Source organism: Fulvimonas soli (genome assembly GCF_003148905.1).
GTDB classification, from domain to species: Bacteria; Pseudomonadota; Gammaproteobacteria; order Xanthomonadales; family Rhodanobacteraceae; genus Fulvimonas; species Fulvimonas soli.
Window position 1 is genome coordinate 291,517 of record NZ_QGHC01000004.1, and the last position, 25,001, is coordinate 316,517.

General features: G+C 72.3%; 19 protein-coding genes. 12 read left to right on the forward strand and 7 right to left on the reverse strand.

The features are described 5' to 3' along the window. The first annotated feature begins 54 nt into the window (after nucleotides 1-54). Entirely contained in the window at nucleotides 55-1,422 is a 1,368-nt protein-coding gene (gene purB / locus C7456_RS06965) for an adenylosuccinate lyase (RefSeq protein ID WP_109723014.1), read from the forward strand. Between the two features lie 253 nt (nucleotides 1,423-1,675). Here purB and gstA read toward each other — a convergent pair whose 3' ends face one another. Continuing rightward, nucleotides 1,676-2,293 carry a glutathione transferase GstA gene (gstA, locus tag C7456_RS06970; RefSeq protein ID WP_109723015.1) on the reverse strand — a complete coding sequence of 206 codons (618 nt, stop codon included), beginning with the start codon at nucleotides 2,291-2,293 and terminating at the stop codon, nucleotides 1,676-1,678. A gap of 155 nt (nucleotides 2,294-2,448) precedes the next feature. On the opposite strand from gstA, the gene C7456_RS06975 reads away from it, so the two are divergent. Next, nucleotides 2,449-2,862, forward strand: coding sequence for a winged helix-turn-helix transcriptional regulator (locus C7456_RS06975; protein WP_109723016.1), 414 nt, complete (start codon nucleotides 2,449-2,451; stop codon nucleotides 2,860-2,862). Between the two features lie 267 nt (nucleotides 2,863-3,129). Continuing rightward, nucleotides 3,130-4,668 (forward strand): glycoside hydrolase family 64 protein, encoded by a 1,539-nt coding sequence (locus C7456_RS06980; protein WP_245889796.1) that lies wholly within the window; start codon nucleotides 3,130-3,132, stop codon nucleotides 4,666-4,668. Nucleotides 4,669-4,727: 59 nt separating this feature from the next. Here the strand turns inward: C7456_RS06980 and cysK are convergent, their stop codons facing one another. Both cysK and cysG read right to left on the reverse strand, forming a co-directional pair. Next, nucleotides 4,728-5,669, reverse strand: coding sequence for a cysteine synthase A (gene cysK / locus C7456_RS06985; RefSeq protein WP_109723017.1), 942 nt, complete (start codon nucleotides 5,667-5,669; stop codon nucleotides 4,728-4,730). A gap of 74 nt (nucleotides 5,670-5,743) precedes the next feature. Further along, nucleotides 5,744-7,216 (reverse strand): siroheme synthase CysG, encoded by a 1,473-nt coding sequence (cysG, locus tag C7456_RS06990; protein ID WP_109723018.1) that lies wholly within the window; start codon nucleotides 7,214-7,216, stop codon nucleotides 5,744-5,746. Nucleotides 7,217-7,527: 311 nt separating this feature from the next. On the opposite strand from cysG, the gene C7456_RS06995 reads away from it, so the two are divergent. Beyond that, nucleotides 7,528-8,523, forward strand: a complete 996-nt coding sequence (locus C7456_RS06995) for a LysR substrate-binding domain-containing protein (protein WP_109723019.1) — start codon at nucleotides 7,528-7,530, stop codon at nucleotides 8,521-8,523. Between the two features lie 263 nt (nucleotides 8,524-8,786). On the opposite strand, the gene C7456_RS07000 is transcribed toward C7456_RS06995, so the two are convergent. The 4 genes from C7456_RS07000 to C7456_RS07015 form a co-directional block, all read right to left on the reverse strand. Further along, the gene (locus C7456_RS07000) at nucleotides 8,787-10,532 is read right to left on the reverse strand and encodes a bifunctional sulfate adenylyltransferase/adenylylsulfate kinase (protein WP_109723020.1); all 1,746 of its coding nucleotides are present in this window, start codon (nucleotides 10,530-10,532) and stop codon (nucleotides 8,787-8,789) included. A gap of 65 nt (nucleotides 10,533-10,597) precedes the next feature. After that, nucleotides 10,598-11,320: a phosphoadenylyl-sulfate reductase gene (locus C7456_RS07005; RefSeq protein WP_109723021.1), complete on the reverse strand. Its 723-nt coding sequence runs from the start codon at nucleotides 11,318-11,320 to the stop codon at nucleotides 10,598-10,600. Next, the gene (gene cysI, locus C7456_RS07010) at nucleotides 11,317-13,014 is read right to left on the reverse strand and encodes an assimilatory sulfite reductase (NADPH) hemoprotein subunit (protein WP_109723022.1); all 1,698 of its coding nucleotides are present in this window, start codon (nucleotides 13,012-13,014) and stop codon (nucleotides 11,317-11,319) included. The genes C7456_RS07005 and cysI overlap by 4 nt, the downstream gene beginning before the upstream one ends. A gap of 7 nt (nucleotides 13,015-13,021) precedes the next feature. Beyond that, nucleotides 13,022-14,851, reverse strand: a complete 1,830-nt coding sequence (locus C7456_RS07015; RefSeq protein ID WP_425454625.1) for an assimilatory sulfite reductase (NADPH) flavoprotein subunit — start codon at nucleotides 14,849-14,851, stop codon at nucleotides 13,022-13,024. Between the two features lie 189 nt (nucleotides 14,852-15,040). On the opposite strand from C7456_RS07015, the gene C7456_RS07020 reads away from it, so the two are divergent. From C7456_RS07020 to pilH, 8 genes are all read left to right on the forward strand, one after another. Further along, nucleotides 15,041-16,240: a cupin domain-containing protein gene (locus C7456_RS07020; protein ID WP_109723024.1), complete on the forward strand. Its 1,200-nt coding sequence runs from the start codon at nucleotides 15,041-15,043 to the stop codon at nucleotides 16,238-16,240. After that, the gene (locus tag C7456_RS07025) at nucleotides 16,237-16,731 is read left to right on the forward strand and encodes a DUF7931 domain-containing protein (RefSeq protein WP_109723025.1); all 495 of its coding nucleotides are present in this window, start codon (nucleotides 16,237-16,239) and stop codon (nucleotides 16,729-16,731) included. The genes C7456_RS07020 and C7456_RS07025 overlap by 4 nt, the downstream gene beginning before the upstream one ends. A 225-nt stretch (nucleotides 16,732-16,956) precedes the next feature. Then, nucleotides 16,957-19,794: a 2-oxoglutarate dehydrogenase E1 component gene (locus tag C7456_RS07030; RefSeq protein WP_109723026.1), complete on the forward strand. Its 2,838-nt coding sequence runs from the start codon at nucleotides 16,957-16,959 to the stop codon at nucleotides 19,792-19,794. 83 nt (nucleotides 19,795-19,877) lie between these two features. Further along, nucleotides 19,878-21,101 (forward strand): 2-oxoglutarate dehydrogenase complex dihydrolipoyllysine-residue succinyltransferase, encoded by a 1,224-nt coding sequence (odhB, locus tag C7456_RS07035; RefSeq protein WP_109723027.1) that lies wholly within the window; start codon nucleotides 19,878-19,880, stop codon nucleotides 21,099-21,101. A 146-nt stretch (nucleotides 21,102-21,247) separates the two neighbouring features. Continuing rightward, entirely contained in the window at nucleotides 21,248-22,672 is a 1,425-nt protein-coding gene (lpdA, locus tag C7456_RS07040) for a dihydrolipoyl dehydrogenase (protein WP_109723028.1), read from the forward strand. Between the two features lie 226 nt (nucleotides 22,673-22,898). Next, nucleotides 22,899-23,495 carry an LOG family protein gene (locus tag C7456_RS07045; RefSeq protein ID WP_109723029.1) on the forward strand — a complete coding sequence of 199 codons (597 nt, stop codon included), beginning with the start codon at nucleotides 22,899-22,901 and terminating at the stop codon, nucleotides 23,493-23,495. Between the two features lie 33 nt (nucleotides 23,496-23,528). Continuing rightward, on the forward strand, nucleotides 23,529-24,530 hold the full coding sequence (locus tag C7456_RS07050; RefSeq protein WP_109723030.1) for a YhdH/YhfP family quinone oxidoreductase: 1,002 nt from the start codon (nucleotides 23,529-23,531) through the stop codon (nucleotides 24,528-24,530). Nucleotides 24,531-24,597: 67 nt separating this feature from the next. Continuing rightward, a complete protein-coding gene (gene pilH, locus C7456_RS07055) occupies nucleotides 24,598-24,963 on the forward strand; it encodes a twitching motility response regulator PilH (RefSeq protein WP_109723031.1) in 366 nt (121 codons plus the stop codon). The last annotated feature ends 38 nt before the right edge of the window (nucleotides 24,964-25,001 follow it).

A 25,001-nucleotide genomic window follows, 5' to 3' on the forward strand; every position in this document is an offset into this window, starting at 1 on the left:
CCGGGCCGGCGGCTCCGGTAAAATGCGCGTTTTCCCCTTGCCGGAACCGCCGCGATGTCCACCCACGCCCTCACCGCCCTCTCGCCGCTGGACGGCCGCTACGCCGCCAAGGTCGAGCCGCTGCGCCCGGTCTTCAGCGAATTCGGCCTGATGCACCGCCGCGTCCGCGTGGAGATCGAGTGGCTGCTCGCGCTGGCCGCCGAGCCGGGCGTGGCCGAGCTGCCGCCGTTCTCCGGCGCGCAGGTGGAACAGCTGCGCGCGATCGCCGACGGCTTCGGCGTGGAAGACGGCGAGCGCATCAAGGCGATCGAGGCCACCACCAACCACGACGTGAAGGCGGTGGAGTACTTCATCAAGGAGCGCATCGGCGCCGATCCCGCGCTGGCCCAGGCCAGGGAGTTCGTGCACTTCGCCTGCACCAGCGAGGACATCAACAACCTCTCCTACGCGCTGATGCTGCGCGACGCGCGCGCCGGCGTGCTGCTGCCGGCCATCGACGGCATCGTCGCCAGGCTGCGCGCGCTGGCGCGCGCCAACGCCGCGCTGCCGATGCTCTCGCGCACGCACGGCCAGACCGCCTCGCCCACCACGCTGGGCAAGGAGCTGGCCAACGTGGTCGCCCGGCTGGAGCGCCAGCGCGCGCAGTTCGCCGCGCTGACCGTCCCCGGCAAGATCAACGGCGCGGTGGGCAACTACAACGCGCACGCCGTCGCCTACCCCGAGGTGGACTGGCAGGCCTTCTCGCGCCGCTTCGTGGAAAGCCTGGGGCTGGAGTGGAACGCCTACACCACGCAGATCGAGCCGCACGACGGCGTGGCCGAGTACTGCGACGCGGTCCGCCGCCTCAACGTGATCCTGATCGACCTGGCCCGCGACGTGTGGGGCTACATCTCGCTGGGCTACTTCAGGCAGGCGCTCAAGGCCGGCGAGGTGGGCTCCTCCACCATGCCGCACAAGGTCAACCCGATCGACTTCGAGAACGCCGAGGGCAACCTTGGCCTCGCCAACGCCCTGCTCGGCCACTTCGCCGGGAAGCTGCCGATCAGCCGCTGGCAGCGCGACCTCACCGACTCCACCGTGCTGCGCGCGCTGGGCACCGCCTTCGGCCACACGCTGGTGGCGCTGGAATCGCTGGCCAAGGGCCTGGGCAAGCTCAGCGTGAACCCCGAGCGCCTCGCCGCCGACCTCGACGCCAGCTGGGAAGTGCTGGCCGAGGCGGTGCAGACGGTGATGCGCCGCTACGGCCTGCCCGAGCCCTACGAGCAGCTCAAGGCGTTGACCCGCGGCCAGGGCATCACGCGCGAGTCGATGCGCGCCTTCATCGAAGGCCTGCAACTGCCGGCGGAAGCGAAGCAGCGCCTGCTCGACCTCGCGCCCGGCGGCTACACCGGCCTGGCCGAGACGCTGGCGAAGGGCATCTGAGCCGGCGCCGCGTCAGGGAGGACGCCATGACGAGCTTCGGCCCGGCGCGGGAGCCCGGCGAGCCCGCCAGCCGCTTCGGTTCGTGCGCGTGGAAATGGCCAGGCTGCCGCCGTCGGTGCGGCAGTCCGTCGAAGGCAGCGAAGCGCACCGGCGCATCGCCCCGCGCGGCGGCCGATAGCGCGCGGGGCGCGCCGCGAACGGCACGCCCCGTATCGAGCTTCGGCCTGCACTGGCAGGTCGAAGCGGGATGCTCTCAGGGCACGGCCTTGCGCAGGCCCTCGGCCTCCAGCGCCTTGCGCACCGCCGGCCGCTCGGCCACGCGCTTCTGGAACTCGCCCAGCGCGGGGAAATCCGACAGGTCCAGCTCCACCGCGCGTGCCCAGTTGGTGACGGTGAACAGGTAGGCGTCGGCCACGGTGAAATGCTCGCCCAGCAGGTAGGGCTGCTTCGCCAGCACGCCTTCCAGCAGCGCGTAGCGGCGGCGCAGGTAGTCCTTGCGCTCGGCGCGCGTGGCATCCGGCGTATCCGGCTTGAACAGCGGGCTGTAGGTCTTGTGCAGTTCGGAGTTGATGTAGCCCAGCATCTCCTGCAGGCGGTAGCGCGCCAGCGTGCCGTTGGCGGGCGCCAGTCCGCTCTCCGGCTTCAGGTCGGCCAGGTACTGCACGATCGCCGGGCCCTCGGTGAGCAGCTGGCCGTCGTCCAGCTCCAGCGCCGGCACGTAGCCCTTGGGGTTGATCTGCCAGAAGTCGCGGCCGGTCTCGGTGCGCTTGGCCTTGCCGTCGACCTTCTCCAGTTGCAGGGGAATGCCGGCTTCCAGCGCCACGATGTGGGGCGAGAGCGAACAGGCGCCAGGGGAGTAGTAGAGCTTCATGCCATGTCTCCGCACGGGTTGGGGGAACCATGCCACGGCGGCCGAGGCCGCCACGGGCGAGGTGCGCATCCTAGTACCGCATGGTTACGGGTGGATACCACCTAACCTGCGGTTAGCGCGAAAATGCGGTATCCCGCTGGTTACCGGAGTCCCCGATGGGCCTGCCCGTCCGCAAGAGCAAGGTGGCGCCGCCGCCCGCCTGCCCGCTCACCGAAAGCCTGGCGCTGCTGCGCGGCGCCTGGGCGCCGAACGTGATCTGGTGCCTGAGCGGCGAGCCGCGCCGCTTCGGCGAGCTGCGCCACGACATCCCGCGCATCTCCGCGCGCGTGCTGAGCGCCCGCCTGCGCGAGCTGGAATCGCGCGGCCTGGTGACGCGGCGCGTGCTGGCCACCTCGCCGCCGTCCGCCGAGTACGCGCTGACCGGGATGGGCCGCGAGCTGCTGCCGGCGATCCGCGCGCTGGCCAGCGTGGGGCAGAAGCTGATCGACGGCTGGAGCGCGCGGCCGCCGGCCGCCGTGCCGCGAAAGCCGCGCGGCGGTGCCGGAAGCGCCACGGCGAAACCGAAGTAACCCGGACACGGCGCCGGGAGCGCCCGTCGGCGAACGGGCGGGCCGGATGGCAGCGGCGCCACCGCCCGCACGAAGCGCAACGATGCGCTCCCCCGCCCTGCGCGTCTCCCTTCCGATGCCGCAAATGTCGAACGCGTACCGGTCGCGCCGTGCGCGCCGTACTACGCTGCCGCACGGGAATGCCTGGCCGCGGGCATGCGGCGAGGGGCGGGCAAGGCCCATGGACGATCAAGTTCCATCCTCGATCAGGCACAAGGAGACGTTGGCATGAAACGCATCGCGTTATGGATGTTCACGCTCGCCCTACTGCTCGTCGGGCGCATCCCTGCGGCGCACGCGCAGGGGGAGAGCGACTACAGCCACGGCGTCACGGTCGCGGGAACGACTGCGACGATCTGGTTCCGGCCCACGGATGCGTCCACCTCGTGGGTGGACGTGCACTACACGCTCGACGGCGGCGTCCAGCAGAACCTCCGCATGGGCTACGACGGCGGCGCCGCGCGCTACCAGACGGCGGTGACGCCCGTCGGCGCCGGATCGGTCATCAACTATTCGTTCACCTACAACAAGGGCGGTCCCGCCTACGACAGCGCCGGTTACACCTACACGGTCGGCTCGGACAGCGGCGGCAACCCGGGCAACGGCGGCGACCAGGGCGGCGGCTGGAACGGCCAGACCACCTTCCACATCGTCAACCAGACCAACGGCCGCTGGGCCGACAACCAGGTCTACTGGGCCATCATCGGGCGCGACTGGGCCACCGGCCAGTTCGTCCACGTCGACGCCGGCGGCCACCTGGTGCCGATGTCGACCGCGGACAACGGCGCGCTCAGCAAGAACGGCGAAGGCTACACCAATTATTTCCACTCCCTCGCCGAGCTCAGTTCGGTGACGATCCCGCCGCTGGATTCGGCGCGCATCCTGTTCTCGGTCGGCTCGCCGATGTACATCAAGGTGGTGACCGACGCCAACGGCAAGATCGGCTATGCGGGCGCCAACATCGAGAATCCCACCGACCCGAACATCGACGTCTATTTCGACTTCGGCGAGATGGCGATCCTGCCGCCCGGCAACGCCAACCAGGGCATCTTCGTCAACACCACCCGCGTCGATCAGTTCGGCTTCCCGATCAAGCTGCGGGTGCAGGGCCTGGGCGGCTTCGACCGCACGGTCGGCGAGCCGCTCACGGAAAGCCGCGACGCGATCTTCGCCGCCTACCTGGCCGCCGTCCCGGCGGAATTCGCCGGCCTCGCCCAGGCGCCCTACGCGCCGTACCGCATCGTGGCACCGTCGCACGCCTCGTTCGCCGCGGGGCAGGCGAACGGCAACTACCTGCAGGGCTACATCGACGGCGTCTGGAACCGCTATCGCAGCGAGGACCTGGTGTTCACGCTCGACAACCTCGGCACCTTCCATGGCCGCGTGAGCGGCAACACCTTCGTGTTCACCGGCGGCAACGGGAACGGCACCTACTACATCAACGGCATCCCCAGCACTTCGGAGGTCTTCCTGGGCAACGGCCTGCTCAACGATCCCGCGGGCGCGAGCGATGCGGCGACCCAGCTGCAGATCCAGGCCCAGCTGTGCGCCGCGCTCAACCGCCACGTCGCCGAGACGCCGTGGCTGTGGTACGACCAGGGCTCGCACTATCCCGCCGGCCAGGCCGCCAACTGGTACGCCAAGTTCTGGCACGACCACGACATCGACCGGCTCGCCTACGGCTTCGCCTACGACGACGTCGGCGGCTTCAGCCCCTCGATCCACACCGATGCGCCGACCACGGTGACTTTCACGATCGGCTGGTGACTACCGGGGCGGCGAAGCGGACGCCGTCCGCTTCGCCGCCCGCGCGCCTGCGGGCGCCCCTACTCCACTTCGTCGGAGCCCTCGTTCACTCCCTCGAACAGGAAGGTCGACAGGTAGCGCTCGCCGGTGTCGGGCAGCATCGCCAGCAGCACCGAGCCTTCCGGGGCCTTCTGCGCGGTCTGCAGCGCGGCGGCGAGCGTGGCGCCGGAGGAGATGCCGACGAAGATGCCCTCCTGCTGCGCCAGCGCGCGCGCGGTGTCGCGCGCCAGCGTGTCGTCGACCGGCAGGATCGCGTGCGCCACCTCGCGGTTGAGCACCGCCGGGATGAAGTCGGGCGTCCAGCCCTGGATCTTGTGCGGCTGCCATTCCTTGCCCGAGAGCAGCGCGGCACCGGCCGGCTCGCTGGCGATCACCTTCACCTCCGGCCGCGCCACCTTCAGCACCTCGCCCACGCCGGTGAGCGTGCCGCCGGTGCCCCAGCCGGTGACGAAGTAGTCCAGCCGGCGGCCGGCGAAGTCGCGCAGGATCTCCGCCGCGGTGGTGTTGCGGTGGTAGGCCGGGTTGGCCGGGTTCTCGAACTGGCGGGCGAGGAACCAGCCGTGCTTGTCGGCCAGCTCCTTGGCCTTGCGCACCATGCCGGTGCCGCGCTCGGCCGCCGGGGTGAGCAGCACCTTGCCGCCGTAGGCGCGGATCAGCTTGCGCCGCTCGATCGAGAAGGTCTCGGTCATCACCGCCACGAACGGGTAGCCGCGCGCGGCGCACACCGCCGCCAGCGCCACGCCGGTGTTGCCGGAGGTGGCCTCCACCACGGTCTGCCCCGGCTTGAGCGCGCCGCGCCGCTCGGCGTCGAGGATGATCGCCAGCGCCAGGCGGTCCTTCACCGAGCCGGCCGGGTTGAACGCCTCCACCTTCACGTAGAGCTCGACGTGCTTCGGCGCCAGCCGGTGCAGCTTCACCACCGGGGTGTGGCCGATGGTGTCGAGGATGCTGTCGTAGATCATGGATCGCTCCCTGTGGCAAACGGATTCGGTGAATCCCGCCCGCGGATCTTGCGCGGCCGGGACGAAGGATTTCGTCAAGCCTGGTGGACCGCCGCCAGCACGTCGGCCGCCGCCCGCGGCCGGCGCGCCCGCGCGGGAGGCAGCGCGGCGGACGGTTCCCGCAGCGGCGGCGCGCCGAACCAGTGCAGGGTGTCGGCCAGCGCGGCGACCTCGCCCAGGATCAGCAGCGCCGGCGAGGCCACCGCGTGCGCGGCGGCGCGCTCGGGCAGCTCGGCCAGCGGGCCGGTCACCACGCGCTGCCCGGGCCGCGAGCCGTTCTCCACCAGCGCGAACGGCGTGGACGGCGCGCGGCCGTGGGCGAGCAGGCGCGCGCGCAGCGCGGGCAGCTCCGCCACGCCCATGTACACCGCCAGCGTCTGCCGCTCCTGCGCCAGCGCGGCCCAGTCCAGCGTGTCCAGCGAGTCGCGGCAGTGCGCGGTGACCAGGCGCACCGACTGCGCGTGCGCGCGGTGGGTCAGCGGCACGCCGGCATAGGCCGCGCAGGCCAGCGCGGCGGTGATGCCGGGCACCACCTCGTAGGGAATGCCGTGCGCGCGCAGGAACTCCAGCTCCTCGCCGCCGCGGCCGAACACGAACGGGTCGCCGCCCTTCAGCCGCACCACGCGCCGGCCGGCGCGCGCGTGCTCGAGCATCAGCGCGTGGATGCGCGCCTGCGTGACGTGGTGGTTGCCGGCCTGCTTGCCCACCTCGATGCGCTCGGCGTCGCGGCGCGCCAGCGCCAGCACCTCGGCGCCGACCAGGCGGTCGTGCAGGATCACGTCGGCCTCGTTGAGCGCGCGCAGGGCGCGCAGCGTGAGCAGGCCCGGATCGCCCGGTCCCGCGCCGACCAGCGCCACCGAGCCGCGCGGCGCGGCTTCCGTCGCCGCCAATGCGGCCTCGGCGGCCTGCCGCGCCTCGGCCGGCCGGCCCTGCCGCAGCAGCGCCGCCGTCGGGCCGGCGAACAGCGCCTCGTAGTAGCGCCGCCGCGCCGCGGGCTCGGGCAGGCGCGCGCGGACGCGCCGGCGCAGGCGCGCCGCCAGCTCCGCCAGCGCGCCCAGCGAGCCGTCCAGCAGCGCCTCCAGCCGCTCGCGCAGCAGCCGCGCCAGCATCGGCGCGGCGCCGCCGCTGGAAATGGCGATGGTCAGCGGCGCGCGGTCGATCACCGCCGGCACGTGGAAGCTGGACAGCTTAGCGTCGTCCACCACGTTGACGAGGATGCGCCGCAGGCCGGCCAGCGTCGCCACGAACCCGTTGATCTCGCGGTCGGCGGTGGCGGCCACCACCAGCCACACGCGGTCCAGCCAGTGCGCCTGGAAGGGATCGGCGCGGTGCGCGATGCGCCCCTCGCGCTTCCAGCGCTGCAGCTGCGGCGTCAGCTCCGGCGCGTTCACCGTCACCTGCGCGCCGGCGTCGAGCAGGCCGGCGACCTTGCGCTCGGCCACCGGCCCGCCACCGAGCACCAGGACGGCACGGCCGGAGAGGTCGGCGAACAGGGGGTAGAGCTTCATCGGTCCATCGGCAGTGGGCACAACGGGACCACGCTAGGGGCCTGCGCGCATGCCCCGCAAATGATTTCCGGCGCTGCCGATATGGCGCGGCGTTATGTGTCCCGCCTTCAGCGCCGCGCGCGTCGCGTTTGACAAATTTTTCATTTATCCGTATAGACGTCCACATGCCATTCGACGACAGCCCCGCCGGAACCGCCCCACGGAGCACCCGCCCCGCCGTTCCGGCCGCGCCGTCGCCGCGTCCTGCGCGATGTATCCGCGGCTTCCCGCGCGCCTGAAAATCCCTCCCGCCCGCGAACCGCTAGCATCCCATGACGCTGACCCAACTCCGCTATCTCGTCGCCATCGCCGACGCCGGCCTCAACATCACCCTGGCCGCCGAGCGCGTGCACGCCACCCAGCCCGGCCTCAGCAAGCAGCTCAAGCAGCTGGAGGACGAGCTGGGCTTCCAGCTGTTCGTGCGCAAGGGCAAGAGCCTGGACGCGGTGACCCAGGCCGGCCGCCAGGTGCTCGAGCGCGCCCGCCTGATCCTCGCCGAGGTCGGCAACATCCGCGCGATCGCCGCCAACCTGCGCAACGAGGCGCACGGCGAGCTGCGCATCGCCACCACCCACACCCAGGCGCGCTTCGCGCTGCCGGCGGCGATCGCCGCGCTCAACGCGCGCTACCCGCAGGTGAGCGTGCACCTCCTGCCCGTGCAGGACGGCGAGGTGCTGGCCCAGCTCGAGGCCGGGCGCGCGGACCTGGCGGTGATCAGCACCGCCGCCGGCGTGCCGCCGCCGGTCGGCCTGGCGCTGCCCGCCTACCGCTGGCACCGGGTGATCCTGATGCCGCAGGACCACCCGCTCGCCGCGCGGCGCCAGGCGCTGCAGCTGGCGGACCTGGCCCGGCTGCCGCTGGTGAGCTACGACTCCTCGCTCAAGCCCGAGTCCTCGCTGCGCCGCGCGTTCGAGCTGGAAGGGCTGGCGCCGCAGATCGCGATGACCGCCGGCGACGCCGACCTGATCAAGACCTACGTGCGCGCCGGCCTGGGCGTCGGCGTGCTGGCCGAGATGGCGGTGCAGGCGGGCGACGACGATCTCGTCGCGCTGCCGGCCGACCACCTGCTGCCCGAATGCACCACCTGGGTCGTGCTGCGCCGCGACGTGGTGCCGCGCGAGTACATGCTGGAATTCGTCGCCCGCTTCGCGCCGCACCTGGATCGCCGCGACGTGACGCGGGTGCTGGCCGATGCGGCGCCGGCGCGCTGGCCGGCCGCGCCGCACTGGCGCGAGCGTCCGGTGCTGCCGTTGCCGGATGCGGCCTGAGGCGGGGACCAGGCGGATTGGCGCACGTCGCCGGGCGCTTGTTGTCGCCCACTGGCGTCCGCGCCGCGTTTCGGCTCGCATCTGTGGTGGTCCCGCGCGTCGATGGGCGCCGCCCCTCAGGATCGTCATCCCGGCGCAGGCCGGAATCCAGTGGCCGTGAGGCTCGAACCGGCCATGTCGCCGCTGGGTCCCGGCCTGCGCCGGGACGACGGTCGCGGGTGGCCGGCCGGTCGCACTTCCCGGCCGGCCATGCGGCTGGCGGCTCAGTCCTCGATCAGCCCGCGGTTGCGCAGCAGCGCGATGACCTGCCGCGCCAGCGCCAGCGGCTCGGCCGCGCTGCCGTCCAGGCGCAGCTCCGGCCGCTCCGGCACCTCGTAGGGGTCGCTGATGCCGGTGAAGCTGGCGATCTTCCCCGCGCGCGCCTGCGCGTACAGGCCCTTGCGATCGCGCGCCTCGCACACCTCCAGCGGGGTCGCCACGTGGATCTCGACGAAGTCGCCGTGCGCCTCCACCAGCGCGCGCGCCTCGGCGCGGGCGTCGGCGTAGGGCGCGATCGGCGCGCACACCGCGATGCCGCCGTGGCGCACGATCTCGCCCGCCACGTAGCCGATGCGGGTGACGTTGGCGGCGCGGTCCTCGCGCGAGAAGCCCAGCCCGCGCGAGAGGTGCCGGCGCACCTCGTCGCCGTCCAGCACGGTCACCGGCCGGCTGCCGTGCTCCAGCAGCTGCGCCACCACCGCCTGCGCGAGGGTCGACTTGCCGGCGCCGGACAGGCCGGTGAAGAACAGCGCGAAGCCGCGCGGCGCGCGCGCCGGATGGCGCTCGCGCAGGATCTTCACCACCTCGGGGAAGCTGAACCAGGACGGGATCTCGGTGCCCTCGCGCAGGTGCCGGCGCAGCTCGGTGCCGGAGATGTCGCGCACCTCGTCCTGCGGCCCGACCTCGGTGGCCGGCAGGTAGGCGTCGCGGTTGGCCGCGTACACCATCGCCGGGAACGGCACGATGCCGATGCCGAGCTCGTCCTGGTGCGCGAGCAGCAGCTCCTGCGCGGCGAACGGCGGGTAGAACGGCTTGCCGTCGGCGTCCTTGCCGGGACCGGCGTGGTCGCGGCCGACGATGAAGTGGGTGGCGCCGTAGTTCTTGCGGATGATCGCGTGCCACAGCGCCTCGCGCGGTCCGCCCATGCGCATCGCCAGCGGCAACAGCGACAGCTTCGCGCTGTCCTGCGGGTACTGCGGCAGCAGCGCGCGGTAGCAGCGCACGCGGGTGTAGTGGTCCACGTCGCCCGGCTTGGTGCGGCCCACCGAAGGCTGGATCAGCAGCTTCGCGCCGACCTGCTGCGCGGCGCGCAGGGTCAGCTCGCGGTGCGCGCGGTGCATCGGGTTGCGCGTCTGGAAGGCCACCACGCGGGTCCAGCCGCGGGCGGCGAACCACTCGCGCAGGCGGCGCGGCGTGTCGCGCAGCTCGGTGAAGTCGTAGTGCGCCGGCGGCTGGATGCCGCGCACGCGGCCGCCCAGGCAGGCCGGCCGCGTGCGTTCCAGCAGCTCGGCCACGCCCGGGTGCAGGCGGTCGGTGGTGCCGAACACGCGGCGCGCCTCGTGCAGGCGGTCGGGCCAGTAGATGTCCTGCACCTCCAGCACCGCCAGCGGCACGCCCTGGCCGTCGCGCAGTGCCACCTCGCTGCCGCGCTCCAGCCGGGCGGCGAAGGCCTCGTCCACGTCCAGCGTGACCGGGATCGGCCACAGCGTGCCGTCGGCCAGGCGCATCTCCTCCACCACGCGGTCGTAGTCGGCGCGGCCGAGGAAGCCCTCCAGCGGCGAGAAGGCGCCGTTGAGCAGGAGCTCCAGGTCGCACAGCTGGCGCGTGTCGAGGTCCAGCGCGGGCAGCTCGCCGCTGCGGCGCTTGAGCGCCTCGGCTTCGGCGGGCGGCAGGTAGAGCTCCTTGAGCGTGCCGCCGTGCGGCGGGATGAGGGTATCGTCGAGGGTTTCGGCCAGGGCGGTGCGGGTCATCGGGTTCTTCTTTTGTGTTGGCGTCGCCGGGGCGACGGGTCGGGGCGGTTGTCGTTGTCGTTTTTTCAGCTCAGCCCGTGCAGGCCGCATTCGCGCTTGAGGCCGAAGAAGCGGGTGTCCTCGGCCGCCATGCCGGGCTCCCAGCGGCGCGTGGTGTGCACGTCGCCGATGGAGAGGTAGCCCTGTTCCCACAGCGGGTGGTACGGCAGGCCGTGCTGCTTGAGGTAGCGGCCCACGTCGCGGTCGCGCCAGTCGGCCAGCGGGTGCCACTTCCAGCGGCCGTCGCGGCGCTCGGCGAAGTCGATGCGCGCGCGGCTGCGCGCCTGGTCGCGGCGCAGCCCGGCGAACCAGCCGACCGCGCCCAGCTCGTCCAGCGCGCGGCGCATCGGCTCGACCTTGCGCAGCTGGTTGTAGCGCTCGATGCCGGCCACGCCCTGCTCCCACAGCCGGCCGTAGCGGGCCTCCATCCAGGCCACGCTGATCGAGGCGCGGTAGACCTTGAGGTTGAGGTCCAGCCGCGCGGTCAGCTCGTCGATGAAGCGGTAGGTCTCGGGGAACAGGTAGCCGGTGTCGATCAGCACCACCGGGATGTCCGGCCGCAGCCGCGTCAGCATGTGCAGCGACACCGCCGACTGCGCGCCGAAGCTGGAGGACAGCACCTGCACGCCGGGCACCCGCTCCAGCGCCCACGCCGCCCGTTCCTCCGCCGCCAGCCCGGCCAGCCAGCGGTTGAGCTCGGCCAGCGCCTGCGCGTCCTGCGCCGCAAGCTCCAACGACACCGGGCTCATGCGTGGACCTCCGCCGGAACCTGCCGCGCCGGCGGCGTTGCCTCGACCACGCCCGCGCGCAGCAGGAAGTCGCCGAAATGCTCGCCCTCGCCGCGCTCGGCGGCGTAGCGCGCGAACAGCGGATCGAGCGCGGCGAGGATCGCCGCCTCGTCCACGTTCTCGCGGTACGGCCGGTTGAGCCGCTGGCCGCGGAAGTCGGCGCCCAGGCGCAGGTCGTAGCGGCCGGGGCCGCGGCCGACCAGCGCGATCTCGCCCAGGTACGGCCGCGAGCAGCCGTTGGGGCAGCCGGACAGGCGCAGCAGGATCGGCGCGTCGGCGAGGCCGTGGCGTTCCAGCAGCGCCTCCAGCTGCGGCAGCAGCGCGGGCAGGTAGCGCTCGCTCTCGGCCATCGCCAGGCCGCAGGTGGGCAGCGCCACGCAGGCCAGCGCGTGGCGGCGGATCGCGCTGCCGCGCCGGTAGCCGTCCAGGCCGTGCGCCGCGACGATGGCGTCGATGCGCGCGCGCCCGGCGGGCTCGACGTTGGCCACGATCACGTTCTGGTTGCAGGTGAGGCGGAAGTCGCCGCGATGCACCCTGGCCAGCTCGCGCAGGCCGGTGAGCGCGCGCCGCCCGCCCGCGTCGGCGAGGCGGCCGGATTCGATGTGCAGGGTGAGGTGCCAGCGGCCGTCCTGCCCCTCGGTCCAGCCGTAGCGGTCGCCGTTGTGCTCGAAGCGGTACGGCCGCGCCGGCTCCAGCGCGAAGCCCAGCCGCCGCTCCAGCTCGGCGACGAACGTGTCGAGCCCGCGATGGTCGAGCGTGTACTTCAGCCGCGCGTGCTTGCGCTCGCTGCGGTTGCCCCAGTCGCGCTGGATGCCGATCACCGCCTCGGCCACCGCGACCAGCCGCTCCGGCGCCACGAAGCCGATCACGCTGGCCAGCCGCGGGTAGGTGCCGGCGTCGCCGTGGGTGGCACCCATGCCGCCGCCCACCGCGACGTCGAAGCCGCGCAGCTCGCCCTGCTCGACGACCGCGATCAGGCCGAGGTCCTGCGCGAACACGTCGATGTCGTTGAGCGGCGGGACGGCCAGGCCGATCTTGAACTTGCGCGGCAGGTAGGTGGGGCCGTACAGCGGCTCCTCGTCCCCGCCCACGAGCTTCTCGCCGTCCAGCCAGATCTCGTGGTAGGCGCGGGTGCGGGGCGCCAGGTGCTCGGACAGCTTCGCGGCCCAGGCGTAGGCGGCCGCGTGCGCGGCGGACTCCACCGGGTTGGGCGTGCACACCACCGTGCGCACCACGTCGCCGCAGGCGGCGATGGTGGTGGCCAGCGCGCGGTGGATCGCCGCGATGGTGGGCTTGAGCTCGCGCTTGATCACGCCGTGCCACTGGAAGGTCTGCCGCGTGGTGATGCGCAGCGTGCCGTTGGCATGCTCGCGCGCCAGCGCGTCGAAGGCCAGCCACTGCGCGGGGGTCACCACGCCGCCGGGAAGGCGCGCGCGGATCATGAAGCTGTAGGCCGGCTCCAGCTTCTGCCGGCGGCGCTCCTCGCGCAGGTCGCGGTCGTCCTGCTGGTAGCTGCCGTGGAACTTGAGCAGCTTGTTGTCGTCGTCGCCGATCGCGCCGGTGACCGGATCGGCCAGGCCCTCGGCGAGGGTGCCGCGCAGGAAGCGGCTGTCGGCCTTGATGCGCTCGAGCTCGGAAAGCGGGGGGCTGCTCATGGGTCTCTCAGTACACGTCGCGGGCGTAGCGCCCCTGTTGCAGGAGGTCGTCCAGCCACGCCTGCGCCGACTCGGGCGTGTGGCCGCCGTGGGCGACGGCGATGTCGGCCAGCGCGGCGTGCACGTCCCTGGCCATGCGCGCGGCGTCGCCGCACACGTACAGGTGCGCGCCGTCCTGCAGCCAGGCGTACAGCTCGCGGCCCTGCTCGCGCAGGCGCTGCTGCACGTAGGTCCGCGGCGCGCTTCCGGCGGCCTGCGCGCCGGTGCGCGCGCCGTCGCGGGAGAAGGCCAGGTCGAGGCGATGCAGGTGGCCCTGCTTCAGCGCCTCCTGCCACTCCACCTGGTAGAGGAAGTCCTGCGCGAAATGGCGGTTGCCGAAGAACAGCCAGTTGCGCCCGCGCGCGCCGGTCTCGCGGCGCTCCTGCACGAAGGCGCGGAACGGCGCCACGCCGGTGCCCGGCCCGATCATCACGACGTCGCGCGCAGGATCGGCCGGCAGGCGGAAGCGCTCGTTCGGCTCGACGAACACCGGCACGCGCGCGTCGCCGTCCGCCGCCGCCGCGGCGAGGAAGGACGAGGCCGCGCCCCAGTGCCGCGCGCCATGGGCCTCGTAGTCGACCACCGCCACGGTGAGGTGCACCTCCTCGCCCACCGCCTTCGGGCTGGAGGCGATCGAGTACAGCCGCGGCGTCAGCGGGCGCAGCGCGGCAACCAGCGCCTCGGCCTCCCACGGTGACGGGTGCAGGCGCAGCAGGTCGACCGGCTGGTGGCCGTCCAGCAGCGCGGCGAGCTCCGCCGCGTGCTCGGGACGCAACAGCCGCAGCAGGCCGACGTGGCGGCCGGCCGAGGCATGCGCCGCCAGCCAGCCCCGGGTGAGCCGGGTCAGCTCGCGCTCGCGTTCCAACCATTGCGCCAGCGGCAGCGTGCGTCCCTGCCAGGCCACCGGCTCGTCGCCGTCCAGGCGCAGCGCCTCCAGCCATTGCGCCACCAGCGCGGGCGGGTTGCGCGGCCACACGCCCAGCGCGTCGCCGGGCTCGTAGCGCAGGCCGGAGCCTTCCAGCGACAGCTCGACGTGGCGCACCTCGCGCGCGCTGTCGCGCGAGACGATGCGCTGGTTGGCCAGCACCGCGGCGGCGAACGGGCGGTCGCGGTCGTGCGCGGGGGGCGCCGGCACCGCGTGCAGCGGCACGGCGCGCACGGCCGCGGGCGCGGCCGCCTGCAGCGCTTCCCGCGCCCTGGCCAGCGCCTGCTCGCTCCACGGCCCGGCCACCGCCTCGACGTCCACGTCGGCCTCGCCCAGCGGCGCGAGGCGGCTGGCGCCCAGCTCGGCCAGCCGCGCGTCCAGCAGGCGGCCGACGGCGCAGAACTGCGGGTAGCTGGAATCGCCCAGCGCCAGCACGGCGTAGCGCAGGCCCGGCAGCTTCGGCGCGCGGCGGCCGGCGAGGAACTCCACGAAGCCGCGCGCGTCGTCCGGCGGCTCGCCCTCGCCCTGGGTGCTGACCACCACGACCAGCTGGCGCTCCTGCGCCAGCTCGCGCTGCGGGTAGGCGCCGGCGCGCAGCAGGCGCACCGGCAGCCCGGCCGCCTCGGCCCGCCGCGCCAGGCGCTCGGCCACGCGGCGCGCGTTGCCGGTCTGGCTGCCGTAGACGACGGTCAGCCGCTCCGCGGCGGCCGGCGCCGCCTCGGCGCGCAACCGCGGCGCTCCCGGCTCGGCGCGGGCCGCGATCCAGGCCGCCGCCGCGTAGAGCTGCGCCGGCCCCAGCCCCTCGACCAGCCGCGCCAGCAGGACGCGCCTGTCCGCATCCAGTGCGGGAAATTCCGGTTCGGGCGCGACCACGGCGTTCACTGCGTTCCCTTGTTCGTTCGGACGTCCATACGTCTCTACGCCCAAAATAACTTTTATTGAACGAACACGGAAAGCACGTATCGCCATGTCGTCATGCCGATGGCTTATGACGCCCCGCCACCCGGGACGGCCGCGGGAGGCAGGCGCGCGGCCGCGGCGGCCTGCGCTTACAATCCGCCGATGACCACCCCCGCCACGCCCCCCATCGAAGTCCGCGGCTCCGACCGGCAGCCGCTGGGCATGCCCCCCGCGCGCTTCCTGCGCGACTACTGGCAGAAACGCCCGCTGCTGGTGCGCGGCGCCTTCCCCGGCTTCGAGCCGCCCATCGCGCCGGACGAGCTGGCCGGCCTGGCCTGCGAGGAAGGCGCGCTGTCGCGCCTGATCGTCCACGACGCGGCGCGCACCCGCTGGAAGGTGAAGACCGGCCCGCTGGACGAGGCCGATTTCGCCACCACCGGCGACGCCAACTGGACCCTGCTGGTGCAGGACGTGGACAAGTGGGACGCCGGGGTGGCGCAGCTGCTGGAACCGTTCGCCTTCCTGCCCAGCTGGCGGGTGGACGACATCATGGTTTCCTACGCCGAGCCCGGCGGCGGCGTGGGCGCCCACGTGGACCAGTACGACGTGTTCCTGCTCCAGGGCCTGGGCCAGCGCCACTGGGCGGTCAGCACCGACCCGGCCGCGCCGAAGGACTTCCGCCCGGACGTGGAGCTCAAGCAGCTCGTGCACTTCGAGCCCACCCACGAGTGGCTGCTCGATCCCGGCGACATGCTCTACCTGCCGCCCGGCGTGCCGCACGACGGCGTGGCCTTCGGCGGCCCCTGCATGACCTTCTCGGTCGGCATGCGCGCGCCGGCGCAGGCCGAGCTGCTCGGCGACCTGGCGGACTACCTGGCCGAGCGCCTGCCCGAGGAGCTGCGCTACGCCGACCCCGACCTCGCCCCGGCCAGGGCCGCCGGCGAGATCGACCGGGCCGCCCTGGCCCGCCTGCGCGCCGCCCTGCCCTTCGCCGCGGCGCTGGACGAGCTGACCCTGCGCGACTGGTTCGGCCGCTTCGTCACCCGCTACCGGCTGGCGCAGACGCCGGCCCCGCCGGACCGGCCGCTCACCGCCGCCGCGCTGCGCCGGCGCCTGGCCGGCGGCGCGCAACTGCTGCGCCATCCGTGGACGCGGCTGGCCTGGACCCGCGACGGCGCGCGCGCCGCCACGCTGTTCGCCAACGGCCAGGCCTGGCCGACCAGTCCCGCCCTGGCCGAGCGCCTGTGCGCGCAGCGCGCGCTGGACTTCGCCGGCCAGCCGCCCGGCGAGGCCGAGCTGGCCCTGCTGCTCGCGCTGGCGAACGAAGGCCACCTGGTCCCCCGCAGGCCACGCCGCCGATGAACCCGCCCGAGGCCCTGGACCTGCCGGCGCAGAGCCGCGAGGACATCGCCGCGGCGCGGCGGCAGCTGCTGGCCGCCGCCCGCCGCCGGATCGACGCCTGCCTGCCCCGGCTCGCCCCCGACGTGCTCGGCGGCGAGGAGGAGCTGGCCGAGCTGCGCCGCATCGCCACCGCCGGCCGCGGCGCGCTGATCCGGGTGATCCTGCACGACCCGGCCGCGGCGCTGCGCGACGGCCACCGGCTGATCGCGCTGGCCCAGCGCCTGCCCAGCCTGCTGGAGATCCGCATGCCGGTCGAGGAGGCCGACCTGGCCTATGCGTCGGGCTACCTGCTCAACGACACGGGCGGCTACCTGTTCCTGCCGGAGGCCGAACGCCCGCGCGGGCGCGCGGCCCTGTGCGACCGCGCGGCGCAGGCGCCGCTGCGCCAGCACTTCGACGCCGCCTGGTTGCGCGCCGTGCGCGCCTCCATGCTGCAGCCGCTGGATCTCTAGACGGCGCCTGAACGGACGCCGCGCTCCCGCGCCGCGCGCGGGAGCGCGGCGCGGCGCGGAACCGCGCCATTCCACTTGAAAAAGGCCGGGCCGGTATCGACCTTCGGCTAGGTCTGCGCTTGTCGCGTCGCAGCAGCCAACGGCTATAATCGTTAAGATTTGATCCAGCCAGCTGCCCGCCCGCCGGGCGACGGCCGCAGCCTCCCTTCCCCTGCCGGTGGTGACGTGAGCACAAACCTGATCCGCGAGTTCTTCGAGTCCTCCCAACTCGCAGGCGGCAACGCCGATTACGTCGAATCGCTTTACGAGACCTGGCTGGCCGACCCCGCGTCGGTACCCGCCGAATGGAACCAGTACTTCCAGACCTTCAAGGGCCGCGAGTCGGGGGACGTCCCCCATACCGCGGCCATCGCGCGCATAGAGGCCGCGCAGAAGCAGCGCCGCGCCGCCGCGGCCGGCCCGGTGGACGACGCCCACGCGCGCAAGCAGGCCGGCGTGCTGCGCCTGCTCACCGCCTACCGCTCGCGCGGCCACCTCGCCGCCGACCTCGACCCGCTGGGCCTGGCGCAGAAGATGGAGGCGCCGGACCTGGGCCTGGCCTTCCACGGCCTGTCCGAGGCCGACCTGGACACCGAGTTCGACTGCGGCACCTACGCCGGCGGCGGCCAGCGCCTGAAGCTGCGCCAGCTGCTGGCCAACCTGAAGAAGGTCTACACCGGCACCATCGGCGCCGAGTTCATGTACATCTCCGACCACCTGCAGCGCAGCTGGATCTACAGCCGCCTGGAGCAGGCCAACGGCAACGCCGGGCTGGACGGGGCCGGCAAGCTGCGCGTGCTGGACGAGCTCACCGCTGCCGAGGGCCTGGAGCGCTACCTGCACACCAAGTACGTCGGCCAGAAGCGCTTCTCGCTGGAGGGCGGCGACAGCCTGATCCCGATGGTGGACGACATCGTCCGCGCCGCCGGCGACAACGGCATCAAGGAGGTGGTGATCGGCATGGCCCACCGCGGCCGCCTGAACGTGCTGGTCAACATCCTCGGCAAGCCGCCCAAGACCCTGTTCGACGAGTTCGAGGGCAAGTTCGAGCACCCGCAGGACCCGGCGCACTCCGGCGACGTGAAGTACCACATGGGCTTCTCCGCCGACGTCAAGACGCCCCGCGGCGGCGTGCACGTGGCGCTGGCGTTCAACCCCTCGCACCTGGAGATCGTCAACCCGGTGGTGGCCGGCTCCGTGCACGCGCGCCAGGTGCGCCGCCGCGACACCGAGCGCAGCCAGTCGCTGGCCGTGCTGGTCCACGGCGACGCCGCCTTCGCCGGCCAGGGCGTGAACATGGAGCTGTTCCAGATGTCGCAGGCGCGCGGCTTCCGCATCGGCGGCACGCTGCACATCGTGGTCAACAACCAGATCGGCTTCACCACCTCCAACCCGCAGGACGCGCGCTCCACGCTGTACTGCACGGACCTGGCCAAGATGGTCAACGCGCCGGTGTTCCACGTGAACGGCGACGACCCGGAAGCGGTGATCCAGGTCACCCGCCTGGCCTACGAGTTCCGCAAGACCTTCCGCAAGGACGTGGTGATCGACCTGGTCTGCTACCGCCGCCACGGCCACAACGAGGCCGACGAGCCCTCGGCCACGCAGCCGGTGATGTACCAGATCATCAAGAAGCGTCCGACCGCCCGCGACCTGTACGCGCAGCGGCTGGTGAAGGAAGGCGTGCTGGCCGACGGCGACGCGCAGAAGATGTTCGACGCCTACCGCGACCGCCTGGAGGCCGGCGCGCCGATGACCGAGCTGGCGCCGGACCTGCCCAAGGACATCCAGGTCGACTGGACGCGCTTCCTCGGCAACAAGCCGTCCACCCCGGCCGACACCACCGTGCCGAAGCAGAAGCTGGTGGAGCTGGCCGGGCGCATCCTCGACCTGCCGGGCGACCTCACCCTGCACCCGCGCGTGGCCAAGATCTACGACGACCGCCGCAAGATGGCCGCCGGCGAGCTGCCGGGCGACTGGGGCTTCGCCGAGAACCTGGCCTACGCCAGCCTGGTCGACCAGGACTACAACCTGCGCCTGGTCGGCCAGGACGCCGGTCGCGGCACCTTCTTCCACCGCCACGCGGTGCTGCACGACCAGAAGGACGACCACACCTACCTGCCGCTGGCCAACGTGCGCGACGGCGCCGAGGTGGAGGTGATCGACTCGCTGCTCAGCGAGGAGGCGGTGATGGCCTTCGAGTACGGCCACGCCACCACCGACCCGTACACGCTGACCATCTGGGAGGCCCAGTTCGGCGACTTCGCCAACGGCGCGCAGGTGGTGATCGACCAGTTCATCAGCTCCGGCGAGGCCAAGTGGGACCGCCTGTGCGGCCTGGCGCTGTTCCTGCCGCACGGCTACGAGGGCCAGGGCCCGGAGCACTCCTCCGCGCGCCTGGAGCGCTTCCTGCAGCTGTGCGCGCTGGACAACATGCAGGTGTGCGTGCCGACCACGCCGGCGCAGGCCTTCCACATGATCCGCCGGCAGATGATCCGGCCGGTGCGCAAGCCGCTGATCGTGATGACGCCCAAGTCGCTGCTGCGCCACAAGCTGGCCGTGTCCACGCTGGACGAGCTGGCCGGCGGCAGCTTCCAGCTGGTGATCGGCGAGCACCGCGAGCTCGCGCCCAGGAAGGTCAGGCGCGTGGTGCTGTGCGCCGGCAAGGTCTACTACGACCTGCTGGAGGAGGCGGACAAGCGCGGGCTCGCCGACGTCGCCATCGTGCGCGTCGAGCAGCTCTACCCGTTCCCGCGCCCCGAGGTGGTCGCCGAGCTGGAGAAGTACCCGGCCGCCAAGGAGGTGGTGTGGTGCCAGGAGGAGCCGATGAACCAGGGCGCCTGGTTCCAGATCCGCCACCACCTGCAGGCCTGCGTGGGCAGCAAGCAGAGCCTGTCCTACGCCGGGCGCGCCCGCTCGCCGGCGCCGGCGGTCGGCCACCTCAACGACCACATCGCCGAGCAGGCGGCGCTGGTCGCGCAGGCGCTGGTCGACCCGGTCGGCGCGGACCACTCCGCGGAGTAAGATTTTCCGGATAGCGCGGCCGGGACGGCCGTTTTCCAGATCCCGCGCACACGGACGAGCGCCCACCACCCCAAGGACCCGTCATGTCCATCGAAGTCAAAGTCCCCGTCCTGCCCGAATCCGTCTCCGACGCCACCATCGCCACCTGGCACAAGCAGGCCGGCGAGGCCGTCAAGCGCGACGAGAACCTGGTCGACCTCGAAACCGACAAGGTGGTGCTGGAAGTGCCCGCCCCGGTCGACGGCGTGCTGAAGGAAATCAAGTTCCAGGCCGGCGACACCGTGACCAGCCAGCAGGTGATCGCGGTGATCGAGGAAGGCGCCGCGGCCGCCGCGCCCGCGCCCGCTCCGGCCGCCACCGCCCCCGCAGCGGCCGCGCCCGCGCCCGCCGCCGCGGCGCCGGCGAAGGCGGCGGCCAAGGGCGCCGAGAACCTCTCGCCGGCCGGCCTGCGCGTGGCCACCGAGCAGAACATCGACGTCTCCAAGGTGGCCGGCACCGGCCGCGACGGCCGCGTGACCAAGGAGGACCTGGTCAACTACGCCAAGGGCGGCGCCGCCCCGGCGCCCGCCCCCGCCGCCGCGCCGGCCGCGAAGCCCACCCCGGGCGCGCGCCCCGAGGAGCGCGTGCCGATGACGCGCATCCGCGCGCGCATCGCCGAGCGCCTGATGCAGTCGAAGAACTCCATCGCCATGCTCACCTCGTTCAACGAGGTGAACCTGGCCGAGGTGGTGAAGATGCGCAAGACGCTGGGCGATGCCTTCGAGAAGGCCAACGGCATCAAGCTCGGCTTCATGAGCTTCTTCGTCAAGGCCGCGGCCGAGGCGCTCAAGCGCCACCCGATCATCAACGCCTCGGTGGACGGCAACGACATCGTCTACCACGGCTACCAGGACATCTCGATCGCCGTGGCCACCGACAAGGGCCTGGTGACGCCGGTGCTGCGCGACGTGCAGGACATGGGCTTCGCCGACGTCGAGAAGGGCATCGCCGAGTACGCCAGGAAGGCGCGCGACGGCAAGCTGGGCCTGGACGACCTGCAGGGCGGCACCTTCACCATCACCAACGGCGGCACCTTCGGCTCGCTGCTGTCCACGCCGATCGTCAACCCGCCGCAGAGCGCGATCCTGGGGATGCACACCATCAAGGAGCGCCCGGTGGTCGAGAACGGCCAGGTGGTCGCCGCGCCGATGATGTACCTGGCGCTGTCCTACGACCACCGCATCATCGACGGCAAGGACGCGGTGCTGTTCCTGGTCGACATCAAGAACCAGCTGGAGAACCCGCAGCGGATGCTGCTGGGTATCTGAGCGTCGCAGGGGCGAGAGATGAGTAGCGAGGACGCGAAAACCACGCGCCTTCGCACCATGCAAACGCCGGAGCTTGCGCCCTCGCTGCTGGTCCCTCGTCTCTTTCGCGCTGACCTGCGCGATGCATTTCCAAGGAACTCCGAACCATGAGCGACAAATTCGACGTCATCGTCATCGGCGCCGGCCCCGCCGGCTATGTGGCCGCGATCCGCGCCGCGCAGCTCGGCCTCAAGACCGCCTGCGTGGACGCCTTCGTGGGCAAGGACGGCAAGCAGGCCCTGGGCGGCACCTGCCTCAACGTGGGCTGCATCCCCTCCAAGGCGCTGCTGGATTCCTCCAAGCAGTTCTACGGCCTCAGCCACAACCTGCCCGCGCACGGCATCAGCGTGAAGGACGCCAAGGTCGACATGGCCGCCTTCATCGGCCGTAAGGACAAGATCGTCAAGCAGTTCACCGGCGGCATCGCGCAGCTGTTCAAGGCCAACAAGGTCACGCCGTTCTTCGGCAAGGGCAAGTTGCTGAAGGGCAACCAGGTCGAGATCACCGGCAACGACGGCGCCAGGCAGACCATTAGCGCCACCAACGTGATCCTCGCCTCCGGCTCGGTGCCGATCGAGCTGCCGTTCGCCAAGTTCGACGGCAAGCACATCGTCGACAACGCCGGCGCGCTGGACTTCACCGAGGTGCCCAAGCGCCTGGGCGTGATCGGCGCCGGCGTGATCGGCCTGGAGCTGGGCAGCGTGTGGAACCGGCTGGGTGCGGAAGTGACCGTGATCGAGGCGCTGCCGGACTTCCTCGGCGCCGCCGACGCGGACATCGCCAAGATCGCGCTCAAGGAGTTCACCAAGCAGGGCCTCGCCATCAAGCTCGGCGCCAAGCTGGCCAAGGCCGAGGCGAAGAAGAACGAGGTCCACCTCACCTACGAGGACAAGGACGGCGCGCACGACCTGGTGGTGGACAAGCTGCTGGTGGCCGTGGGCCGCCGCGCCTACACCGACGGCCTGCTGGCCGAGGACACCGGCGTGAAGCTGGACGAGCGCGGCCGCATCGTGGTGGACGAGCACAACCACACCGGCGTGGACGGCGTGTGGGCGATCGGCGACGCCGTGCGCGGCCCGATGCTGGCGCACAAGGGTTCCGAGGAAGGCGTGGCGGTGGCCGAGTGGATCGCCGGCAAGGCCGGCCACGTCGACTTCGACACCATCCCGTGGGTGATCTACACCGAGCCGGAGATCGCCTGGGCCGGCAAGACCGAGAAGCAGCTCAAGGAGGAAGGCGTGCCGTACAAGGTCGGCACCTTCCCGTTCGCCGCCATCGGCCGCGCCGTGGCGATGAACGAGGCGGTCGGCCAGGTGAAGATGCTGGCCCACGCCGAGACCGACCGCATCCTCGGCGTGCACATGGTCGGCCCGTGCGTGTCCGAGCTGATCGCCGAATGCGTGGTGGCGATGGAGTTCAAGGGCTCCTCGGAAGACCTCGCCCGCATCGTGCACGCCCACCCGACGCTGTCGGAGGCGGTGCACGAGGCCGCGCTGTCGGTGGACAAGCGCGCCATCCACAAGGGCAACTGAGGTCGGGATGACCTCATCCCGTGCAGGCCATGGATGGCCGACGACACGGGATCCAGTGCCTCGTCGTGCCAGGCGGCCCGCTCGTGGCAACATGAGCGGGCCGTTTGCTTTTTTCCATCGTCATTCCTGCGGAAGCAGGAATCCAGCGACTCCGGCGACAAGCGGAAAGACACTGGATCCCGGCTTCCGCCGGGATGACGGCCCCGAGACTTCAAGCGGTTTCGCCATGCCCCAACCCACCGCCCTCTGCGTCTACTGCGGCTCCAGCAGCGGCGCGCACCCCGAGTACGCCGAGCTGGCGCGCGCCTTCGGCGCCGAGCTGGCCCGGCGCGGCATCGCGCTGGTCTACGGCGGCGGCAAGGTGGGCCTGATGGGCGCCGTGGCCGACGCGGCGCTGGCCGCCGGCGGCGAGGTGATCGGCGTGATCCCGCGCCAGCTGGTGGACCTGGAGGTCGCCCACCCCGGCCTCGACCGGCTGGTGGTGGTGGACACCATGCACCAGCGCAAGACGCGCATGTACGAGCTGTCCGACGCCTTCGTCGCCCTGCCCGGCGGCTTCGGCACCATGGACGAGATGTTCGAGATGCTGACCTGGGCCCAGCTCGGCCTGCACCGCTACCCCTGCGCCTTCCTCGACGCGCGCGGCTACTACCGGCAGCTGCGCGCGATGATGGACCACATGGTGGAGGAGCGCTTCGTGCGCCACGAGCAGCGCGACAGCCTGTGGTTCGGCGACGACATCGGCGCGCTGTTCGCGTGGATGGAAAGCTACCAGGGACGCTACCTGCCCAAATGGATCGACACGCGCAGCGTGGACGCCTGAGCGCCGCGCCCGCCCGCACCCCGGAGAACAGCCATGAGCCACGCTCCCGCCTTCCGCGCCTTCCGCATCCGCAACGACGAGCAGGGCTACCGCGCCGGCATCGAGACGATGGACGCCGACGCGCTGACCCCGGGCGAGGTGCTGGTCAAGGCGGCCTGGTCCTCGGTGAACTACAAGGACGCGCTGGCCGGCACCGGCAAGGGCAAGATCCTGCGCCGGTACCCGCTCAACGGCGGCATCGACGTGGCCGGCCACGTGGTCGCCTCCGCCGACCCGGCGTTCAAGGAGGGCGACGCGGTGCTGTGCACCGGCAGCGGCCTGTCCGAGACGCGCGACGGCGGCTACGGCGAGTACGTGCGGCTGGACGCGCGCTGGACCATCCCGCTGCCGCCGGGCCTCGGACTGCGCGAGAGCATGGTCATCGGCACCGCCGGCTTCACCGCCGCGCTGGCGCTGCTGCAGATGCAGGACAACCGCCAGACGCCCGCGCTGGGCCCGCTGGCCGTCACCGGCGCCAGCGGCGGCGTGGGCATGCTGGCGATCGACATCTTCAGCCGCGCCGGCTACGAGGTGCACGCGATCAGCGGCAAGGCCGACCACTTCGACTTCCTCCGGTCGCTCGGCGCCGCCGAGTGCATCGACCGCCGCGCGCTCGCCTTCAGCGGCAAGCCGATGGACTCGGCCCGCTTCGGCGGCGCGCTGGACAACGTCGGCGGTCCCATGCTGGCCGGCCTGCTGCCGCTGGTCGCGCCCTACGGCAACGTGGCGGTCTGCGGCAACGCCGGCGGCATCGGCTTCGAGAGCACGGTGATGCCCTTCATCATCCGCGGCGTCAACCTGCTCGGCGTGGCCTCGGCCGGCACCGCGCGCGACCGGCGCGAGCGCGTGTGGGAGCGGCTGGCCGGCGACTGGAAGCCGCGCCACCTGGACCGCATCGCCACCCGCGAGGTAGTCCTGGAGGAGCTGCCGCAGGTTTTCGCGGGCATGCTCGCCGGCGATTCCTTCGGCCGCACCGTGGTCCGCCACGCCGCCTGAACGCGCTTGGAAGCCGGACCCGGCGCAGCATAGAATCCACCTGAACCACAAGGGAACCACCACATCCATGGCACGCATCCTGATCGTCGACGATTCCCCGTCCCAGCTGCTGGGCCTCAAGCGCATCGTCGAGAAACTCGGGCACGAGGCGCTCACCGCGGAAGACGGCGCCGCCGGCGTGGAGGCGGCCAGGCGCGAGCTGCCCGACCTGATCCTGATGGACGTGGTGATGCCCAACCTCAACGGCTTCCAGGCCACCCGCACGATCAGCAAGACGCCCGAGACGGCGCACATCCCGGTGGTGCTGGTCACCACCAAGGACCAGGAGACCGACAAGGTCTGGGGCATGCGCCAGGGCGCCAAGGCTTACGTGACCAAGCCGATCAAGGAGGACGAGCTGGTGGCCACGCTGAAGGAGCTGCTGCCGGCCTGAACGGCGCGGCCTCCATTGCACGTGCGGACGGCGCCCTT

What these genes read in the sequence shown, in the direction of transcription:
- purB (WP_109723014.1), top strand. Translation starts at nt 55, where the DNA reads ATGTCCACCCACGCCCTCACCGCCCTCTCGCCGCTGGACGGCCGCTAC.
- gstA (WP_109723015.1), bottom strand. Translation starts at nt 2,293, where the DNA reads ATGAAGCTCTACTACTCCCCTGGCGCCTGTTCGCTCTCGCCCCACATC.
- C7456_RS06975 (WP_109723016.1), top strand. Translation starts at nt 2,449, where the DNA reads ATGGGCCTGCCCGTCCGCAAGAGCAAGGTGGCGCCGCCGCCCGCCTGC.
- C7456_RS06980 (WP_245889796.1), top strand. Translation starts at nt 3,130, where the DNA reads ATGAAACGCATCGCGTTATGGATGTTCACGCTCGCCCTACTGCTCGTC.
- cysK (WP_109723017.1), bottom strand. Translation starts at nt 5,669, where the DNA reads ATGATCTACGACAGCATCCTCGACACCATCGGCCACACCCCGGTGGTG.
- cysG (WP_109723018.1), bottom strand. Translation starts at nt 7,216, where the DNA reads ATGAAGCTCTACCCCCTGTTCGCCGACCTCTCCGGCCGTGCCGTCCTG.
- C7456_RS06995 (WP_109723019.1), top strand. Translation starts at nt 7,528, where the DNA reads ATGACGCTGACCCAACTCCGCTATCTCGTCGCCATCGCCGACGCCGGC.
- C7456_RS07000 (WP_109723020.1), bottom strand. Translation starts at nt 10,532, where the DNA reads ATGACCCGCACCGCCCTGGCCGAAACCCTCGACGATACCCTCATCCCG.
- C7456_RS07005 (WP_109723021.1), bottom strand. Translation starts at nt 11,320, where the DNA reads ATGAGCCCGGTGTCGTTGGAGCTTGCGGCGCAGGACGCGCAGGCGCTG.
- cysI (WP_109723022.1), bottom strand. Translation starts at nt 13,014, where the DNA reads ATGAGCAGCCCCCCGCTTTCCGAGCTCGAGCGCATCAAGGCCGACAGC.
- C7456_RS07020 (WP_109723024.1), top strand. Translation starts at nt 15,041, where the DNA reads ATGACCACCCCCGCCACGCCCCCCATCGAAGTCCGCGGCTCCGACCGG.
- C7456_RS07025 (WP_109723025.1), top strand. Translation starts at nt 16,237, where the DNA reads ATGAACCCGCCCGAGGCCCTGGACCTGCCGGCGCAGAGCCGCGAGGAC.
- odhB (WP_109723027.1), top strand. Translation starts at nt 19,878, where the DNA reads ATGTCCATCGAAGTCAAAGTCCCCGTCCTGCCCGAATCCGTCTCCGAC.
- lpdA (WP_109723028.1), top strand. Translation starts at nt 21,248, where the DNA reads ATGAGCGACAAATTCGACGTCATCGTCATCGGCGCCGGCCCCGCCGGC.
- C7456_RS07045 (WP_109723029.1), top strand. Translation starts at nt 22,899, where the DNA reads ATGCCCCAACCCACCGCCCTCTGCGTCTACTGCGGCTCCAGCAGCGGC.
- C7456_RS07050 (WP_109723030.1), top strand. Translation starts at nt 23,529, where the DNA reads ATGAGCCACGCTCCCGCCTTCCGCGCCTTCCGCATCCGCAACGACGAG.
- pilH (WP_109723031.1), top strand. Translation starts at nt 24,598, where the DNA reads ATGGCACGCATCCTGATCGTCGACGATTCCCCGTCCCAGCTGCTGGGC.